The sequence below is a fragment of the Janthinobacterium sp. GW822-FHT07H11 genome (assembly GCF_058798615.1).
The window spans coordinates 4,459,271-4,476,949 of sequence record NZ_CM179507.1; the positions used below are offsets into that span (position 1 = coordinate 4,459,271).

Annotated in this window: 20 protein-coding genes; 7 read left to right on the forward strand and 13 right to left on the reverse strand. The window is 64.1% G+C overall.

Features of this window, described 5'->3' with window-relative positions:
• Window positions 1-151: 151 nt before the first annotated feature.
• The 12 genes from AC3RCJ_RS19610 to AC3RCJ_RS19665 all read right to left on the reverse strand — a co-directional run bounded on the left by AC3RCJ_RS19610 (window position 152) and on the right by AC3RCJ_RS19665 (window position 11,893).
• The gene (locus AC3RCJ_RS19610) at window positions 152-1,534 is read right to left on the reverse strand and encodes a multicopper oxidase family protein (RefSeq protein WP_492963908.1); all 1,383 of its coding nucleotides are present in this window, start codon (window positions 1,532-1,534) and stop codon (window positions 152-154) included.
• A 2-nt stretch (window positions 1,535-1,536) separates the two neighbouring features.
• Window positions 1,537-2,907, reverse strand: coding sequence for a TolC family protein (locus AC3RCJ_RS19615; RefSeq protein ID WP_492963910.1), 1,371 nt, complete (start codon window positions 2,905-2,907; stop codon window positions 1,537-1,539).
• Window position 2,908: 1 nt separating this feature from the next.
• Window positions 2,909-3,262, reverse strand: coding sequence for a hypothetical protein (locus tag AC3RCJ_RS19620; RefSeq protein WP_492963912.1), 354 nt, complete (start codon window positions 3,260-3,262; stop codon window positions 2,909-2,911).
• Between the two features lie 114 nt (window positions 3,263-3,376).
• Window positions 3,377-3,799, reverse strand: coding sequence for a hypothetical protein (locus tag AC3RCJ_RS19625; protein WP_492963914.1), 423 nt, complete (start codon window positions 3,797-3,799; stop codon window positions 3,377-3,379).
• Between the two features lie 41 nt (window positions 3,800-3,840).
• Window positions 3,841-4,380 (reverse strand): hypothetical protein, encoded by a 540-nt coding sequence (locus tag AC3RCJ_RS19630; RefSeq protein WP_492963916.1) that lies wholly within the window; start codon window positions 4,378-4,380, stop codon window positions 3,841-3,843.
• Complete coding sequence (locus AC3RCJ_RS19635; RefSeq protein ID WP_492963918.1) at window positions 4,380-4,523, reverse strand: DUF2474 domain-containing protein; 144 nt, start codon at window positions 4,521-4,523, stop codon at window positions 4,380-4,382. The genes AC3RCJ_RS19630 and AC3RCJ_RS19635 overlap by 1 nt, the downstream gene beginning before the upstream one ends.
• A complete protein-coding gene (gene cydB, locus AC3RCJ_RS19640; RefSeq protein ID WP_492963920.1) occupies window positions 4,523-5,530 on the reverse strand; it encodes a cytochrome d ubiquinol oxidase subunit II in 1,008 nt (335 codons plus the stop codon). The genes AC3RCJ_RS19635 and cydB overlap by 1 nt, the downstream gene beginning before the upstream one ends.
• Window positions 5,520-6,953, reverse strand: coding sequence for a cytochrome ubiquinol oxidase subunit I (locus AC3RCJ_RS19645; RefSeq protein WP_492963922.1), 1,434 nt, complete (start codon window positions 6,951-6,953; stop codon window positions 5,520-5,522). Before AC3RCJ_RS19645 ends, cydB begins: the two co-directional genes overlap by 11 nt.
• 153 nt (window positions 6,954-7,106) lie before the next feature.
• Window positions 7,107-8,672 (reverse strand): GGDEF domain-containing protein, encoded by a 1,566-nt coding sequence (locus tag AC3RCJ_RS19650; RefSeq protein ID WP_492963924.1) that lies wholly within the window; start codon window positions 8,670-8,672, stop codon window positions 7,107-7,109.
• Window positions 8,673-8,825: 153 nt separating this feature from the next.
• Complete coding sequence (locus AC3RCJ_RS19655) at window positions 8,826-9,383, reverse strand: NADPH-dependent FMN reductase (RefSeq protein WP_492963926.1); 558 nt, start codon at window positions 9,381-9,383, stop codon at window positions 8,826-8,828.
• An 88-nt stretch (window positions 9,384-9,471) separates the two neighbouring features.
• Entirely contained in the window at window positions 9,472-10,590 is a 1,119-nt protein-coding gene (gene alr / locus AC3RCJ_RS19660; RefSeq protein WP_492963928.1) for an alanine racemase, read from the reverse strand.
• A 13-nt stretch (window positions 10,591-10,603) separates the two neighbouring features.
• Entirely contained in the window at window positions 10,604-11,893 is a 1,290-nt protein-coding gene (locus AC3RCJ_RS19665) for a D-amino acid dehydrogenase (RefSeq protein ID WP_492963930.1), read from the reverse strand.
• Between the two features lie 105 nt (window positions 11,894-11,998).
• Here AC3RCJ_RS19665 and AC3RCJ_RS19670 point away from each other — a divergent pair, with 105 nt between their 5' ends.
• The 3 genes from AC3RCJ_RS19670 to AC3RCJ_RS19680 all read left to right on the forward strand — a co-directional run bounded on the left by AC3RCJ_RS19670 (window position 11,999) and on the right by AC3RCJ_RS19680 (window position 13,932).
• Window positions 11,999-12,499: an Lrp/AsnC ligand binding domain-containing protein gene (locus AC3RCJ_RS19670; RefSeq protein ID WP_071322999.1), complete on the forward strand. Its 501-nt coding sequence runs from the start codon at window positions 11,999-12,001 to the stop codon at window positions 12,497-12,499.
• Window positions 12,500-12,646: 147 nt separating this feature from the next.
• Window positions 12,647-12,994 (forward strand): hypothetical protein, encoded by a 348-nt coding sequence (locus tag AC3RCJ_RS19675; RefSeq protein WP_492965017.1) that lies wholly within the window; start codon window positions 12,647-12,649, stop codon window positions 12,992-12,994.
• A 77-nt stretch (window positions 12,995-13,071) separates the two neighbouring features.
• The gene (locus AC3RCJ_RS19680; protein ID WP_492963934.1) at window positions 13,072-13,932 is read left to right on the forward strand and encodes a tetratricopeptide repeat protein; all 861 of its coding nucleotides are present in this window, start codon (window positions 13,072-13,074) and stop codon (window positions 13,930-13,932) included.
• Here the strand turns inward: AC3RCJ_RS19680 and AC3RCJ_RS19685 are convergent.
• On the reverse strand, window positions 13,909-14,877 hold the full coding sequence (locus AC3RCJ_RS19685) for a GlxA family transcriptional regulator (RefSeq protein ID WP_492963984.1): 969 nt from the start codon (window positions 14,875-14,877) through the stop codon (window positions 13,909-13,911). The genes AC3RCJ_RS19680 and AC3RCJ_RS19685 overlap by 24 nt on opposite strands.
• 142 nt (window positions 14,878-15,019) lie before the next feature.
• Between AC3RCJ_RS19685 and AC3RCJ_RS19690 the strand changes: the two genes are divergently transcribed.
• The 4 genes from AC3RCJ_RS19690 to AC3RCJ_RS19705 all read left to right on the forward strand — a co-directional run bounded on the left by AC3RCJ_RS19690 (window position 15,020) and on the right by AC3RCJ_RS19705 (window position 17,678).
• Window positions 15,020-15,661, forward strand: coding sequence for a cysteine hydrolase family protein (locus AC3RCJ_RS19690; protein ID WP_492963936.1), 642 nt, complete (start codon window positions 15,020-15,022; stop codon window positions 15,659-15,661).
• A 141-nt stretch (window positions 15,662-15,802) separates the two neighbouring features.
• Window positions 15,803-16,735 carry a CFI-box-CTERM domain-containing protein gene (locus AC3RCJ_RS19695; RefSeq protein ID WP_492963937.1) on the forward strand — a complete coding sequence of 311 codons (933 nt, stop codon included), beginning with the start codon at window positions 15,803-15,805 and terminating at the stop codon, window positions 16,733-16,735.
• Between the two features lie 11 nt (window positions 16,736-16,746).
• Window positions 16,747-17,295: a YdcF family protein gene (locus AC3RCJ_RS19700; protein ID WP_492963938.1), complete on the forward strand. Its 549-nt coding sequence runs from the start codon at window positions 16,747-16,749 to the stop codon at window positions 17,293-17,295.
• A 2-nt stretch (window positions 17,296-17,297) separates the two neighbouring features.
• On the forward strand, window positions 17,298-17,678 hold the full coding sequence (locus AC3RCJ_RS19705; RefSeq protein ID WP_492963940.1) for a hypothetical protein: 381 nt from the start codon (window positions 17,298-17,300) through the stop codon (window positions 17,676-17,678).
• The last annotated feature ends 1 nt before the right edge of the window (window position 17,679 follow it).

A 17,679-nucleotide genomic window follows, 5' to 3' on the forward strand; every position in this document is an offset into this window, starting at 1 on the left:
CCGATGAAGCGTATTGACTTGAATATAAAGAAAAACCACGCAAGAAAATGCTCGGATTGTCACCAAGTAATAAATCATTGATTTAAAGCAACACCCGCAACGACTTGCCGTGCTAGGCAAGCCGTCTTGCCGCTATCGTTCGCGGCCGGGATCAGTGCCCGGCATGGCCCTTAGGCTTGCGCACCGTCATCTCGACGCTGCCCCTGGCCACCGGCTTGCCCGCGCCCTGGCCGCGCACCGGTTCCGGCAAGGCGCCCGTCCATTCATAGGCCACGCTGCCGGCAGGATGCTTGTACCAGCCCGGGTCGCGGTAGTCGCCGGCTTTTTGGTCCTTGCGCACCTTCACCGTGGTAAACATGCCGCCCATGCCGATGGCGCCGAACGGACCGTCGCCGGCCATCATCGGCAAGGTGTTGTCGGGGATCGGCATCTGCATCTCGCCCATGTCGGCCATGCCCCGCTCGCCCATCACCATGTAGCCGGGCACGAGCTGGTTGATCTTCGCCGCCACGCCCTGGTGGTCGACGCCGATCATGGTGGGCACGTCATGCCCCATGGCATTCATCGTGTGGTGCGACTTGTGGCAGTGGAAGGCCCAGTCGCCCAGGTCCGTGGCGGTGAACTCCACGGCGCGCATCTGGCCCACGGCGATATCGGTCGTCACTTCGGGCCAGCGCGATTCGGGGCGCGTCCAGCCGCCATCCGTGCCCGTCACCTCGAATTCATGGCCATGCATGTGAATCGGGTGATTCGTCATGGTCAGGTTGCCCACGCGCACGCGCACCTTGTCGCCCTGGCGCACGACCATGGGATCGATGCCGGGGAAGACGCGGCTGTTGAAGGTGAACAAATTGAAATCCGTCATGGTCATGATCTTCGGCGTGTAGCTGCCGGGATCGATGTCGTAGTTGCTGAGAAGGAAGACGAAATCGCGGTCCACCTTCATGGCATGCGGGTCTTTCGGGTGCGTCACCCAGAAACCCATCATGCCCATGGCCATCTGCGTCATTTCGTCCGCATGCGGGTGGTACATGAAGGTGCCGGGCCGCTTGGCGACGAATTCATAGACGAAAGTCTTGCCGGGTGGAATGCCCGGCTGGGTCAGGCCCGTGACGCCGTCCATGCCGTTGGGCAAGCGCTGCCCATGCCAGTGCACGCTCGTGTGTTCCGGCAACTTGTTGGTGACAAAGATGCGCACGCGGTCGCCCTCGACCACTTCGATGGTGGGACCGGGCGACTGGCCGTTGTAGCCCCACAGGTTGGCCATCATGCCGGGTGCCAGTTCGCGCACGACGGGTTCGGCCACCAGATGAAATTCCTTGACGTTGTTGTTCATGCGCCAAGGCAAGGACCAGCCATTCAGGGTGACGACGGGATTGTACGGGCGCCCGTTCGGCGGCGGTGGCGGCGCCTTGGTCTGCGCGCCGGCCATGCTGACGGCTTCCGGCAACGACGCCGCCCCCACGCGGCTGACCGCTGCGGCACTCAGGGCGACGGCGCCCGCGTTCATGAAAAAGTTTCTACGTGTAATCATCATTATTCCTTTGCCGCAGCTGCCACGCCTGGGCCGCTGCCATTGATGGCCGATTGCAATTCGGTTTGGGCTATCCAGAAATCGCGCTGGGTCTCGATGGCGCCGTTCACGCTGGCAACCTGCTCGCGCGCGTCGGCCAGCAGCTCGAACACGCTGGCCAGCATGCCGTTGTAACGCAGCAACACTTCATGCGAGATCGTCTTGCGCAAGGGCACGACTTCATCGCGGTAGTGGCGCGCCAGGTCGTAGGCCGTGCGGTAGCTGGAATACGCCTCGCGCACTTCCGAGCGGGCCCGCACGGCCGTGCCAGCCGTGCGCTGCAGCGACTGTTCATACAGCGCTTGCGCCTTGGCATTGCGCGCCGCGCCCCAGTCGAACAGCGGCAGTTCCAGCGACACCTCGTAGCCGTTTTCGCGCGGCGCCTCGCTGCTGCTCTTGTTGGTATAGCCCACGTCGAGCACATTGATAACTCCTGTCACCTTGGCCAGGCCCAGCGCGTCCGCCGTCGCCTGCGCGTCGAGTTTCGCTCCTTGCACGTCCAGGCGCTGCTCCATGGCCTGCGCCTCGATATTGCCCGCGTCCGCCGGCTGGGCCGGCAAGTCGGGCAAACGCGACGGTAAAGTAAAGCTGGTCTGTTTGCCCCACAGGCCCAGCAAGCGCGTCAGGTGCTCGCGCGTCACCAATGCCTGGTGGCGGGCACGGGCCAGGTCGCTGACGGCATCGGCATAAAACACTTGCTGGCGCGCCTGGTCGAGGCGGCTCCAGTTGCCCGCCTGCCGCAGGCGCGTGGCCAGCTCGGCGCCCGCCTCGGCCGACAGCAGCGCCCGCTGCATGAATGCTTCCGTCTGCACGGCGGCGACCGCACTGAAATAGGCGCGGCGCGTGTCGCCGGCCAGCTGCACGGCACTGCTGGCGGCCTGCAGCTTGGCCTGCTCGAAACGGCCGCGCTCGATGTTCACGCGCATCGGCATGGTCAAGAGGCCCGCCAGGTCGAAGCTGACGCCCCGGTCGATTTCATTGCCATGGCTGCCGTGCGAGCGGCCGAACGACAGGCCCGGGTTGCGCAAGCGCCCCGCTTGCACCAGGTCCGCCTCGGACGCGCCCAGTTCGGCCAGCGCCACTTTCATGCCGTGGTTGTGCATCAGGGCGATGCGCACGGCGCTGTCGGCATCCAAGGGCTGGGCCAGCAGTTGCGCCAGTTTTTCCTCACCGCCCGTGTCCGACAATGCCGCGGGGGCGCCCGTGCGGACGTCGGCCAGCGTGGACACGGTCCGCATGCCGCCATCGGGGCTGAAGCTGGCGCAGCCGCTGAGCAGCACGGCGGCCGCCAGCGCCAGCGGCGTGAGGTAAGTTGATTTTATGAAACGTGCCATCTCAGTGTCCCTCATGCTGGTGTTGCGGGGCGGGCTTGGCATCGGGCTTGGCATCGGGCTTGGGGCCGGGCTTTTCCATCGGCATGGTGTGCCCTTCCATCTTGTGGCCCTGCATCTTGTGGCCCTGCATCTTCATCATGCCCATGTGGCCGCCGGCGTCGCCGACTTTCTGGTTCAGGGCGCGCCAGGTCTGGTCAGGCGTGGCATCGTCCTCGGCGGCGGGACGGTAGCCGGCGAAGGCGGAACGGTAGGTGGTGGCCGGCACGGACGCTTGCGCCTCGTGCGGAGCGGACGGGGATTGCGCTGCGGCGGCCAGCGGCAGTACAGCCAGCACAAAGCTGAACAGGTGTTTCATGGTATTCCTTGATGGACAGAGGATAGCGCGGCGGGCGCGCGACTGGAACGCCGGGGACCGGCCGGCACGGCCGCGATGGGCGTGCTGCGGCCGCACCGCCGGGTTCACGGGCGGTCAGGCGGAGCGCGTGCTTCTCGGGGGACGTTCCAGGCCGGACGGGATATGCCCGGCGAACAGGGAATCGGGCGCCAGCGCCGGGGGCGGCGCGCGCAGGGTCAAGGCTTGCACGGGGGCCATGCCGGGCGGCGCCGTGGCGCCCACGGTGCAGGCGCCATGGTTGCTGCAATCGTGTCCATGGTGGGTGGCGCCGCCATCGGCCATGGCCATGTCCAGCGGCCGGTCCTGCATCCGCATGTCGGCCATGTCGTGGCATTGGGGCGCCGGCATGGCCGCGACGGTGACGGTGACGGTGACCGCGGCCGCCAGCTCGTCCACGCAGCAGCTGCGCATGGCCGACGCAAAGCCCTGCAAGGGCAAGGTGACGGCCAGCAGCCAGAGCAGCGAGCGGGCGAGTGAGCGGAAAAAGGCGCGGTTCATGGCATGACTATAAACCTTCCCACGCACGGAAGGTCAAGCCCCTATTTGCGCCTGTAGCCGTGCGTCAGCCAGATGACGTAGGCGCCGTAATAGCCCTGCCCCTCGAAGATGGCCTGGCCATCGGCAAAATGGATGGTCTCGACTTGATTGATGGTGAAATACGCGCGGCCATCGGCCGCCTCCACGTCGCCCCAGTAACGGGCGCGGGGTGGAAGGTAGCCGCTGGCGCGCCCGATGGCCGACAGCAGGTCGCCGATCATGAAGTCATGCAGCATGTCGGCCAGCAGCGGACGGTGGCCCGCCAGCATGGCCGTGATGTCCGGGTAGCCCGTTTCCTTGAGTTCAGGCAAGTCGCTTTCCTCGTCCTGCAGGTCGTCTTCGCGGCAAGTCTGCACGAAACTGTTGAACGGCTCGTCGAGCAGGCCCGCCAGCGCCGCTTCCGGCACGCTCAGGCGGAACGGGTGCAGCGGCAGCGCGCTGTGCTGGCCGTAATTGAGTTCGCGGCAGCCGAGGAAGGCCAGCGGGTGCGGCTGGCCAGCGACCTCGCAGCGGATGCCCGGCACCTGCAATACCTGCGCCATCAGCTGCCCATCCCCGCCGCCCGCATCAGCAGGCGCATCGCCCAGGCCGCCAGGCCCAGGGTCGCCACGCTCGCCAGCCAGATGCCGGCCATCCACGCCAGTCGCTTGCGCCATATGTGTTGTCCCTGTTTACAATGTTCCATCAGTGATAACCATCTTCCGGCAAGACTTTGCCACGAAACACATAATATGACCACACCGTATACATCAGGATGATGGGAATGATGAACAGCGCGCCCACCAGGGTAAAGCCCTGGCTTTGCGGCGGCGAGGACGCCTCCCAGATCGATACCGACGGCGGAATGATGTTGGGCCACACGCTGATGCCCAGGCCCGTGTAGCCGAGGAAAACCAGGGCCAGGGTGCACAGGAACGGCGCCGTTTGCTGGCCGCGCCGCAGGGCGCGCAGCAGCAGCCAGCCCGCGCCCAGCACCAGCAGCGGCACGGGCAGGAAGCAGAACAGTTGCGGCAGCGCAAACCAGCGCGCGGCGATGGCCGGATCGACCAGCGGCGTCCAGGCGCTGATGACGGCGATCACGGCCAGCAGCAGCCACACCAGCGTGCGCGTGATGCGCGCCGCGCGCGCCTGCAGGCCACCCTGCGTCTTCATGATCAGCCAGGTACTGCCCAGCAAGGCATACGCCACCACCAGCCCCGCGCCCGTGAACAGGGAAAACGGCGTGAGCCAGTCCAGCGCGCCGCCCGCATAGCTGCGCCCCGCCACCGGCATGCCCTGGATGTAGGCGCCCAGGGTCACGCCCTGGAAGAAGGCGGCCGCCACCGAGCCGGCGATAAACGCCTTGTCCCACACATGGCGCTCGTGTTCGCGCGCCTTGAAGCGGAATTCGAAGGCCACGCCGCGGAAGATCAGGCCCATCAGCATGAAGCTGAGCGGCAAATAGCAGGCGCTCAGCACCACGGAATAGGCGAGCGGAAAGGCCGCCAGCATGCCGGCGCCGCCCAGCACCAGCCAGGTTTCGTTGCCGTCCCAGACGGGCGCGACCGTATTCATCATCACGTCGCGCTCGCTCTTCTCCTGGAAAAACGGATACAGGATGCCGATGCCCAGGTCAAAGCCATCCATCACCACATACATCATGATGCTGAACAGGATAATGACGGCCCACAGTAGTGGCAGATCAATGCCCATGCGAATTTCCTCCTTGTGCTTGCTCTTCAAGATGCGCGGCCGACAGGGGCCGCGCGGGCGTGCGTTCCTGGCCGGGGCCGCCGTGTTCGACGCTCTCCCCTTCGTGCGGCTGCGGCCCCACGCGGATCAGGCGCAGCAGGTAGCCGATGCCCGTGCCGAAGACGGCAAAATAGATGACGACGAACAGCACCAGGGTGATGCCCAGCTGCGTGGCGCCATGCGCCGAGACGGCGTCTTGCGTGCGCAGCAAGCCGTACACGGTCCACGGTTGGCGGCCGATCTCCGTCGTGTACCAGCCGGCCAGCATGGCCACCAGGCCGCTGGGCCCCATCCACAGCGCGCAGCGCAGGAACAGGCGCGAGCGCCACAGCGTGCCGCGCCAGCGCAGCCAGGCGCTCCAGATGCCGAGCGCGATCATCAGCATGCCCAGGCCCGCCATCAGGCGAAACGACCAGAACACGACGACGGAAGGGGGCCGGTCGCGCGGCGCGAAGTCCTTCAGCGCGGGGATCGTGCCATTCCAGTCGTGCGCCAGGATCAGGCCGCCCAGGCGCGGGATTTCCACCTTGTACCGGGTTTCCTCGCGCTCCATGTCGGGCCAGCCGAACAGGATCAGCGGCGTGCCCTCGCCTCCTTTGTTTTCCCAGTGGCCCTCCATGGCGGCCAGCTTGGCCGGCTGGTGCTCCAGCGTGTTCAAGCCATGCAGGTCGCCGATCACGGCCTGGATGGGCGCGACGACCAGCAGCATCGACAGGCCCATGCTCATCATCTTGCGGATGGCCGCATTGTCGTTACCACGCAGCAAGTGCCAGGCCGCCGACGCCACCACCAGCAAGGCCGTGGCGAGGAAGGCGGCCACGCTCATGTGCAGCAGCCGGTACGGGAACGAGGGATTGAAGATGACGGCCAGCCAGTCCACGGGCACCACGCGCCCGTCGATGATTGCATGACCTTGCGGCGTCTGCATCCAGCTGTTCGAGGCGATGATCCACGTGGCGGAAATCAGGGTGCCCAGCGCCACCATGGACGTGGCGAACATGTGCAGGCCGGGGCCGACGCGGTGCCAGCCGAACAGCATCACGCCGAGGAAGCCCGCTTCCAGGAAGAAGGCCGTCAGCACTTCATAGGCCAGCAGCGGCCCCGTGATGCTGCCGGCGAAGTCGGAAAAGAAGCTCCAGTTGGTGCCGAACTGGTAGGCCATGACGAGGCCGGACACGACGCCCATACCGAAGTTGACGGCGAAAATCTTCGACCAGAAGTGGTACAGGTCGCGGTACACGGCGTCCTGCGTGCGCAGCCACGACGCCTCGAGCACCGTCAGGTAACTGGCCAGGCCGATCGTGATGGCAGGAAAAATGATGTGGAACGAGATGGTGAAGCCGAACTGGACGCGCGCCAGTTCCAATGCAGTGAGCCCTAACATGTGTTGCCTTCCCGACGTATGACGTCTGTTTTACCCAGGCCTCCACTGTAGGCCCGGACGGCAAAACATAACAGACTCAGAAACGAGAGAAAACATAGGATCAGTTTGATGTTTGCCGAATGACAAGATCAAGCTGATGCGGCGAAAAACAGCTCAGACCGGTTCCGTGATGCCCACGCAGTTGCGCCCGTTTTCCTTGGCCACGTACAGGGCCGCGTCGGCCGCCAGCAGCACGGCATCCGCACCGCCCACCTTGCCGGCCGCCTGCTCCGAGGACACCACGCCCAGCGATACCGTGACCAGGCCCGCGCCGGGGATCTCGGCGGCGGCGACCCTGGCGCGCAGGCGTTCGGCCACCTGCAGCGCCACGTCGAGGTCGGCATCGGGCAGCAGCATGATGAATTCATCGCCGCCATTGCGGCACAGCACGTCGGCATCGCGCGAACAGGCGCGCATCAGCTGCGCCAGGTGCAGGATGACTTCATCGCCGACCGCATGGCCCCACTGGTCATTGACTTGCTTGAAATGGTCGATATCGATGGCGATCACGGAAAACGGCCGCGCCTGGGCCTGCCAGGCGTCCAGCGCGGAGGCCATGCCGCGCCGGTTCGACAGCCCCGTCAGCGGGTCCGTCTGCACGTCGAATTTCAGCTTGCCTATCTTTTGCTGCAGCAGGGACATCCCCACCAGCAAGGCGCGCTTGATCTGCGCCGCCTCCAGGTACCAGGCGCGGATGCCGCCGATGCGCTCGGCCATGCCGGGCGCGTCCATGCGGCTGGCGCCTTCGGCCAGCTGCACCAGGGGCCGCGAAATGAGGCGCGCCAGCCACCAGATGAACGGCAGGCTGAGCAAGGCGATGGGCAGGGAATGCCACAGGGTATTGAGCATCAGCTGGTTCAGCGGCGCCAGCGTGGCGGCCGTGGGACGCTGGGCCACGATGCCCCAGCCCGTCGACGGCAGCACGGCATAGCCGGCCAGCATGTCCATGCCCTTGCTGTTGACGGTGCTCCCGCTGCCATTTTCCTGGCGCAAGATGGCGTCGATCACGGCATTGTCGCCGGCCACCTCGCCGACCCGCAGGGGATCGGGGTGGTACAGCAGGCGCCGGCTCCGGTCGACCACGAACAGATACGAGCCATCGCGGTAGTAATGCTGGCCCAGCAAGCTGAACAGGATATTTTTTTGCTTCAGGTAAATCGAACCGCCCACATAGCCGAGGTAGCGGCCGGCGTCATCGAAGACGGGATGGGAGATGAAAACGACCAGGTTGCCGACCGACGACAGGTAGGGCTTGGTGATCAGGGGCCGGCGTTCGCGCAGGGCCTGGCGCGCGCCTTCCGACGCCAGCTGGCTGTTCTGCAGGGCCAGGGTCTCGGGCGAGACGGCCAGTACCTTGCCTTGCGCATTGACCACCAGGACGGAATTGAAGCTGTTGGTCTGCCCGCGCAGGCGCTCCGCTTCCGCCTTGAGGGCGGCCGGATCGGCAAAATGCCGCGGCAGCAGGCGGGCGCTGTAGGCCAGCTGCTGGCGCGTCGCCTGCAGGAAGTTTTCCGTGCTGCTGGCCAGCTTCTGCGCATACGCGTGGTTACTCTCCAGTGTCGTATCGATCAGCAACTGGCGCTGCACCTGATACGTGGCATGGAAGCTGTTCAGCAGGGAGATCACCGCGCTGGCAAACGCCACCAGCACGATCAGACGGCGCAGATTGATGCGCAACACAGGTTGCGCCACAGGTTGTAGCGGCATGGAAGGGACGGGGCAGCGGTATCTTGCGCGTGAAAAAACGCCCATTATACATATCCATACAGCAACAAAGTGCCTTGGACAACTATTTATTGCCCCATTTATCCCCGTCCGGCAAGCCTACCTCAATCAGGCATGCACGGCATGCTTGCGCACCCAGTCCGCGTAGCGCTGCATCCAGCCCTGGAAGAAGCCCAGGCTGGCCGGGCCGATGCCGCCCTGCTCGTCGAACAGGCCATCCTTGGCCTGGATAAACATTTCAGGCTGCCCCAGCAGCGGCACGTCCAGGTAGGCCAGCACATTGCGCAAATGCTGCTGCGCCAGCGCCGTGCCCGTCGCACCCACGGACACGCCGAGCACGGCGCCGGGCTTGCCGCCCCACACGCTCTGGCCATACGGGCGCGAACCGTGGTCGAGCGCGTTTTTCAGCACGCCGGGAATCGAGCGGTTGTATTCGGGAGTCAGGAACAGCAAGGCCTGCGAGGCGGCGATGTCCGATTTCAGGCGCAGCACCTGTCCGGCCTGCGCGCCATCGTCGTCCTGGTTATACAGCGGCAAGTCGCCGATCTCGATATGTTTAAAAGAAAACTCGGGCGGCGCCAGCTTGACGAGCGCATCGGCCAGCTTGCGGTTGAAGGAATCCTTGCGCAGGCTGCCGACGATGATTGCGACTTGATATTGACTCATAGAAATCCCCGATGATGGTAAAAAAATAACCCTGGAGTGAACCTCACTACAGGGCTATCTTGCCACACAATTATCGGTTTTGCGCTGCCTAAGATGCGCTTCGGGCGAGGCCCTGGTACTCGCGGTAATAGCGCCCGCCCAGGTTGGTCAATACCTCATAGCCGATGGTATTGGCCATGGCCGCCACGGCGTCGACCGGGTGTTCGGCGCAGATCAGGTCGACCAGGCTGCCCGGCGCGACGCGCTCCTGGTCGATGGCGCTCACGTCCAGGGTGATGGAATCCATCGAGATGGCGCCGATCTGCGGCACTTTCACGCCATCGACGATGGCCAGCCCCTGGTTGCTCATGCTGCGCAGCCAGCCGTCGGCATAGCCGACCGAAACAGTGGCCACCTGGCGCGGTTCGCTGGCCGTGTAGCGGCGGCTGTAGCCCACGTGGTCGCCGGCGAGAATCGTGCGCGTCTGCATGACCTTGCCCTGCAGGCGGACCACGGAACGCAGCGGATTCGGTTCGCCGCCCTGCGGCCCGATGCCGTACAGGGCCGCGCCGGGGCGCACCAGGTCGAAGTGGTAGTCGGGCGACAAAAAGATGCCCGAGGAATTGGCCAGGCTGGCGCGGTACTGCGGCAAGCGGGCGCGGATGGCGATGAAACGGGCCAGCTGCTCGCCGTTCATGGGATTGGCGCGTTCGTCGGCGCAGGCCAGGTGGCTCATGATGTAGCGCACCTTGATGCCGTCGAGAAAGTGAGCGTCCAGCAGCCAGGCGTCGATTTCCCGCGGCGACAGGCCCATGCGCGACATGCCCGTGTCGACCTGCACGACGGCGTCCAGGGTGGTGCCCAGCGCTGCCGCATGCGCGCGCCAGCCGGCCACCTGCGGCTCGCTGTTGAGCACGGGGATCAGGCCGTGGGCCGTGAATTCGCCTTCCGTGCCGACGGGCGGGCCGTGCAGCACGAAGATGGCCGCGTCCGGCGCCACGTGCGGGCGCAGGCTGATGCCCTCTTCCAGGTGGGCCACGAAGAAATGGCGGCAACCCTCTTCATACAGGGCCGCGCCCACTTGCGCGGCGCCCAGGCCATAGGCGTCGGACTTCACGACGGCCGAGCAGGCGGCCGGGTGCGCCTTGTCGCGCAACAGGCGGTAGTTGGCGCGCACGGCATCGAGGTCCACCGTCAGGATGGCGCCGCTACGTTCCTTTGGAGGCATGCTTCCCGCCATCTCAGGCTCCCGCGTATTGCAGCTTGCCGCCGCGCTGCGCGCTGCTGTAGCGACTGACGGACAGGTCGTCGGACAGGATGGCCGGCTGTTTCGACGACATCAGGTCGGCCAGCAATTGCGCCGAGCCGCAGGACATGGTCCAGCCCAGAGTGCCGTGGCCCGTGTTGAGGAACAGGTTGCGCAGCGGCGTGCGGCCGACGATCGGCGTGCCGTCCGGCGTCATCGGGCGCAAGCCCGTCCAGAACGTGGCCTGGGCCGTGTTGCCGCCGCCGGGGAACAGGTCGTTGACGACCATTTCCAGGGTTTCGCGGCGGCGCGGGTTCAGGTTCAGGTTGTAGCCGGCGATTTCCGCCATGCCGCCCACGCGGATGCGGTCGTCGAAGCGCGTCACGGCAATCTTGTACGTCTCATCGAGGATGGTCGACACGGGCGCCTTGGCCGCGTTGACGATAGGCACGGTGATCGAATAGCCCTTCAGCGGATACACGGGAATGTCCAGCAGCGGCTGCATGAAGCCCGTCGAGTAGGAACCGAGCGCCACCACGTAGGAGTCAGCCTTGATGACTTCCGCGCCACATTGCACACCAGCAATCGCGTCACCCTGCGTCAGCAGCGCGTCAATCGCCACGCCATAGCGGAACTTCACGCCCAGCGCCACGGCCATTTCGGACAGGCGCGTGGTAAACAGCTGGCAATCGCCCGTTTCATCGTTGGGCAGGCGCAGGCCGCCGAACAGTTTATCCTTGACCGCTTCCAGGGCCGGCTCCGCGCGCGACAACTCGTCGCGCTGCAAGACTTCATATGGCACGCCCGCATCCTTGAGCACTTCGATATCCTTGGCCGCATCGTGGTACTGCTTTTCGGTGCGGAACAATTGCATCGTGCCTTGCTGGCGGCCTTCATACGTGATGCCGGCCTCGGCGCGCAAGACCTTGAAGCAGTCGCGGCTGTATTCGGCCAGGCGCACCATGCGCTCCTTGTTCACCGCATACGCTTCCGGTGTGCAATTACGCAACATCTGCCACATCCATTTCAGCTGGGCGGTGCTGCCGTCGAGCGAGATGGCCAGCGGCGCGTGGCGCTGCATCATCCACTTCACGGCCTTCAGCGGAATGCCGGGCGCGGCCCACGGCGAGGCGTAGCCGGGCGAGATTTGCCCCGCGTTGGCGAAGCTGGTTTCCAGTGCCGGGCCCGGCTGGCGGTCGATGACGGTGACTTCATGCCCTGCCTTGGCCAGATAGTAAGCACTGGTGACGCCGATGACGCCGCTACCCAGAATCACGATACGCATAGTTTCCTCATTATATTTTTTAGGCTAATGCCAGATTAACCGCTATCATATTGGGAATGATCCAGTATTTGTTCACGTATAAATTGAGAATTTCAGCAATAAATCATGAGAATACTTAAAGAATCAGCACGCGGGCTGGATAAGCTGGACCGCCACATCCTGCGCATCCTGCAACAGGACGGCCGCATCTCGATGAAAGACCTCGGCGAACAGGTGGGCCTGTCCATCACGCCCTGCATCGAACGGGTCAAGCGCATGGAACGCGACGGCGTCATCACGGGCTACCACGCCAAGGTCAACCCGGCTGCGCTGGGCGCCAAGCTGCTCGTCTTTGTAGAGATTACGCTGAATCAGAAATCCGCGTCAGCCTTCGAGCAATTCCGCCGCGAAGTGTTGCAAATTCCCGAAGTGCAGGAATGCCACCTGGTGTCGGGCGACTTCGACTACCTGATCAAGGCCCGTATCCATGAGATGGCCGAGTACCGCAAATTGCTCGGCGACATGCTGCTGCAGCTGCCCGGCGCCGCGCAGTCGAAAAGCTATGTGGTGATGGAAGAAATCAAGGAAACCCTGGCACTCTCGACCGAGGTACTGCAAAACCGATGAAGGTAGCGGATTCCAGGACCAACGGCATCATATTTTGAGCCTTTGTATAATCTGATAGCACATTGCCGCAAACAGCAGCACACTCTCTCCTGACATCACGCCCGTCCCCTCTGAGATTGGAAGCAGTGATGCACACTGGGAGTCCGTATGAATACATTCATGAAACTGGCATTTTCCTGCCTCGCGGGCCTGGCTGTCGCCATGTGCACCGCCAGTGAATATAAAGTCAACCGCGCGCCGGCCAACCTGGCCATCTATCAGAACATCACCGTCGGCAAGACCACCCGCCTCGACCTCGACGCGGCCCTGGGCAACGCCACCGTGGTCAGCTTCGACCCCGGCTATGAAGTCTGGGTCTACAAGAACCAGCTGCAGACGCCCAGCGTGACGCGGCTGATCCCGCTGCTCGGCGAAAAAGGCACGCGCGAAGTGGCCGTCATGTTCGACCAGGCGGGCATCGTCAGGAAATTCCGCATCCACGAGCCGCGCAAGTAAACAGCGCAAGCAAGCCATGGGGACGCGCCCGCCGCGTCCGCCTGTTCTACACTGGCGTTTTATACTCCGGTGCAACCATGCAACTACCCGCAAGCCTCGCGCAGATCTCGACAGACCAGGACTGGCGCCAGGACACGCCCTATCCGCCCCTCGGCTTCATCCCGTTCTTTGAGGGCGCACTGGGCAATGGCGACACCTTCGGCCTGTACTGGCCCATCGGGCGCGAAGCGTGCGAACCCATCGTTGTCGAAACCTGGCACGACGAATGGCGATTGCAGCCGCACTTTTCCAGCCTGGCGGCGTTTCTGCAAGCGTACGCAACGGCGGAAGACGAGTATGTCGCTACGCCCTCGCTGGCCGATGACCCCGCCTCGCCCCGCGCCGCCTATCTGGAAGCGAAGGAATTGATCGCCCAGCGCAAGCCGGACGCCGCCATCGCCCTGCTGGAAGCGGCGCTGGCCATCCTGCCCGAATACACGGACGCGCTGGTGTTGCTGCATGGCCAGTACGTGCGCGCGGGCAGGATCGACGACGCCGTCAAGGTGGCCATCCAGGCCATCATAGCGCCGCCGTCGTTTGGCGGCCCGCCATTGAAGGCCTTGCAATGGCTGCGCGCGCAGCCGGTGCCGGACGGGGAACCCGACCCCATCCGGCGCGCCTGCGGACAGCTGTCGTTCCACTTTGGCGGCAGCAAGGACAATGCCGACTACCCCGTGCTGCTGGCCGCCATCGCCACCTATCTGGAACAAGGCAAGCACGTCGCCGCCTCGACCCTGATGCAGACGTATGCCGAACTCATGAGTGCGGAAACCGTGTCCTTCCAGGAACGCTACGCCTTCGCGCCGGCCGCCTTCATCGCGCGGCAAATCGACGTCAGCGCGCAGCTGGCCACCGGCAGCCGCGACACCTCGACGCTATGGCTGCCCGGCCTGGCCTGATTGCTGCCGGAACAGCTTGCGGTACGCCGACGGCGACGTCTGCAAGCTGGCGCGGAAATGCTGGCGCAGCGACAGGGCCGTGCCGAAGCCGGCTTCTTGTGCCACGACATCGATCGAGGCCGCGCTTTGTTCCAGCAGGCTTTGCGCATGCGCAAGACGCTGGTTCAACAGCCATTGCTTGAACGACGTGCCCGTCGCCTGGCGGAAGTGGCGCGTAAAATTGCGCCGGCTCATGGCGGCCCGCTCGGCCAGCGCATCGATGCTGTGCGCCTGGCCCAGGCTGGCCGTCACGCAGGCGAGCACCTCGGCAAAGCGCCCTTCGCTGCCGGACACGGGCAGCGGGCGTTCGATGAACTGGGCCTGCCCGCCCTGGCGGTGCGGCGCCACCAGCAGCCGGCGCGCCACCCGGTTGGCCACCTCGGCGCCCGCCAGCTGGCGCAGCAGATACAAACAGCAATCGAGGCCGGCCGCCACGCCGGCCGACGTCAACACGCCGCCATCGTCCACGTACAGCACTTCCCGGTCCACCCTGACCTTCGGATAGCGGGCCGCCAGCCGCGCCGCCATGCCCCAGTGCGTGGCGGCGCTTTTGCCATCCAACAAGCCTGCCTGCGCCAGGGGAAACGCGCCCAGGCACAGGCCCACCATGCGCGCGCCGCGCCCGCTGGCCGCCCGCAGCGCCGCGACCAGCGATGGCGCCGCGTCGCGGCAATCATCGTGCCAGGCTGGCATGATGACGATATCGGCGCCGTCCAGCCCTTCCAGGCCGAACCCGGGCGTGATGGAAAAGCCGGCCGCCGTGCGCAAGGGCGCGGGATCGGCGGCGCAGACGCGCACGTGGAAAGGCGGCAGGTCGGCCTCGTCCGTCTGGGCGCCAAACACGAGGCAAGGCACGGACAGGTGAAATGGCGTCATGCCGTCAAAGGCGATCACGGCGATGGTCAGGGGGACGGAAGAAGCAGGGATCGTGGTCATGGCCCGATTTTATCGTAGATAGGCCTTCGGGCCACTTTTTGTTTGCGCCGCGCGGCTCGACAATGACTGTATCGGGGAAGTCCTTCCTCTTTCAACCATTCAGGAGTCAAGCATGTCCACCACTACCGCACCGCGCCGCGCCCTGCTCGTCATCGACGTGCAAAACGAATATTTCACGGGCGACATGCCCATCGAATACCCATCCGTCGACATTTCCCTGCCGAACATCGTCACCGCCATGGCCGCCGCCCGCGCCGCCGGCGTGCCCGTCATCGTCGTCCAGCACGATGCGCCGGAAGCTTCTCCCATCTTTGCAAAAGGCAGCGACGGCTGGCAGCTGCACCCGCAAGTGGCCGCGTTCGCCGCCGACCACCGCATCAACAAGGGCATGGGCAGCGCGTTTGCGGGCACGGACTTGCGCGCCTGGCTGGAGGGCCGCAACATCGACACCCTGGCGGTGGCCGGCTACATGACGCACAACTGCGACGCGGCCACCATCTACCAGGCCGCGCACGACGGCTTGCAAGTCGAGTTCCTGCGGGACGCCACGGGCACCCTGCCCTACGCGAATGCGGGCGGCACGGCCAGCGCCGAGGAAATCCACCGCGTCTTCAGCACGGTGTTCCACTCGAATTTCGCCGCCGTCACCAGCACGCAGGCGTGGCTCGATGCCGTGCGCGCAGGCAAGCCGCTGGAAAAGGACAATATTTATCTGTCGAACCAGCGCGCGAGAACAATTTCAATTACACCTTGATGGAAAGTACCGGATGCTTGAAAATATTTTCAGCCATCCCATTATCTTTCCCTGACACCGGCCGTCAGATACGTTAGAGTTTTAGAATTACACAGCTTAAAAGGGCTGTGTCCTTTTCCACGCTAACGGAACACGACCGAGATGGCTTTAGCTGTATTTGAATGCACACAATGTGGAGCGAATCTGGACGTAGAAGACCAGGCATCCACATTTACCTGTCCCTATTGTCACAATTCACATGAGCGCAGCCATGAGGCGGCATCCAGCCCCACCCCACAAACCTTGTGCGTCATGGCGGAGCGCTCGATTGCAAAAGAACTCTATGGCAAAGCCATGCAGTACGTTGAGCAGGGGCTGCTGCTTGATCCTTACCATGCAGGCTTGCTGGATCTGGAAATAAAAGCGCGCGATGGATTAAGCCAATTCAACAATACACAGGCTGCGCGACGTGCCAAAGAGGCAAAGCTGGCTGCCGACAAGGCCGAATCCGACCAGTATCACTATCAAGCGAAGCAAATGATGCGATTGCTGCGCGAGAATAAGAAAATCTACGGTACAAACATAGGTTTTAAAGTGCCGCAATCGGCCGATATGGATCTGGCACTGCAATATATCGACCGTTCGCTGGAGCTATTTCCCGAAAACCCGATCTCTCTCAATCTGAAGGGGCTGATTTTATGGGAAGGACACAAGAAAAAAGACGAGGCACGGGCTTTTCTGGAAAAAGCCGCCCAACTCGCGCCGCGCAATATCGACATCCAGAATAATCTCGCCTCGATCAATTCTTCGGCATGCTTCATCGCCACGGCGGCATTCGGAACACCTTTTGCAAGCGAAATCAATGTATTGCGGCATTGGCGTGATCGGCATCTGCTGCAATCTATTGGCGGACGCTGGTTTGTGGCGTGCTATTACCGCACCAGTCCTCCCTTCGCCAACTTCATTGCCACACGCCCAACATTGAAACGGCTGGTTCGCTGGCTACTCCAGCCACTGCTGACTTATGCGGCAATCCGCTTACGCAAGGGCCATCTCCATTCCGCCCCAGGAAAAACGTCACGGCATTGCGAATGATGCGAAAACTTATGCTCTTGGGCTTGGCCAGCTTTGCCACGTTCTCGCTGGCCACCGCGGCCCTGGTGCTGGCGGGCCTGAACGACAAGCTGGCCCCTGCCGACGTGATCGTCGTGCCGGGCAATACGATCCTGCCCGACGGCACGCCCAGCCCCCGCCTGCAGGCACGGCTCGACGCGGCGCTGACACAGTTCCAGGAACACAGGGCGCCGCGCATCCTCGTCAGCGGGGCGACGGGCAAGGAAGGTTTTGACGAGGCCGCGGCTATGGCCCGCTACCTGCTCAAGCGCGGCGTGCCGGCCGGCGCCATTATTGAGGATAATCAAGGCTGGACCACGGACGCCACGGCCCGCAACGCGGCGCTTCTCATGCGCGCGCACGGCTGGCAGACGGCCATGGTGGCCACGCAATATTTCCACGTGCCCCGCTTCCGGCTGGCTTTGGAGCGGGCCGGCATCGCCGTCAGCGGCAACGTGCATGCGCCGTATGTCGAGTGGCGCGACCTGTATTCCGTACCCAGGGAAACCGTGGGCTACCTTGTGTATTACGTGAAATCCTGAACATGAAGATACTTGCCTTTGCCGCCAGTTTTGGCCTGGTGGCCGCATGCACCGTGCCGTCGATGGCCGCCGCCGATGCGGAGCCGATCGGCGCCGCTGCAAGCCTGTACCTGTTTGGCGCGCTGATGCTGGGGGTGTGCATCGCCGCCTTTGGCGCGCTGGCGCGGCGTTTGGACGTGGCGCATGGCCACTGGCTGTCGGCCTGCGTGGGCGCGCTGTGCGGCGCGGTGCTGTATGGCAGTTTCGCGCTGGCATTTGCAACGCAATCGATCACGGCGAGCTTTGCCTATGCCGCCAGCGCCCTGTGCACCGCAAGCGCGGCCCTGTTGCTGCCGGGCCTGCTAAAGCGTGTGGCAAGGCTTATGGCAAGGCCAGGCCAGTGAG